Origin of the sequence: Pollutimonas rozaliensis, from assembly GCF_048751585.1 — a bacterium.
In the GTDB taxonomy this organism is placed as follows: domain Bacteria; phylum Pseudomonadota; class Gammaproteobacteria; order Burkholderiales; family Burkholderiaceae_B.
The window spans coordinates 1-233 of sequence record NZ_JAZHOB010000378.1; the positions used below are offsets into that span (position 1 = coordinate 1).

1 protein-coding gene is annotated in these 233 nt (G+C 59.2%); it reads left to right on the forward strand.

Going from position 1 to position 233, the window contains the following annotated elements; all coding sequences use genetic code 11:
* Positions 1–233 (forward strand): phage tail tube protein (locus tag V0R37_RS23300; RefSeq protein ID WP_420376718.1); only part of this gene is annotated, 233 nt, incomplete at both ends.

Sequence of the window (233 nt, forward strand, 5' to 3'; positions counted from 1 at the left end):
GGCCGCCGACAGCACCGTGCAAGACGGCGCCAGCATTAAAGTGAGCTACAAAACCCGCACCGGCGGCGGCTTTAAAATTGATGCCGCCACCTTGAGCAGCTTGGATTTAGAGATTATCGTAGACGGCCGCAACCGCGTAACCGGTGAGGCGGGTGTGTTGCACATCCCGCATGCCGTGCTGGCCGCCGATGGTGATATTGATTGGTTTGGCGATGACTTTGCCGAGGCCGCCT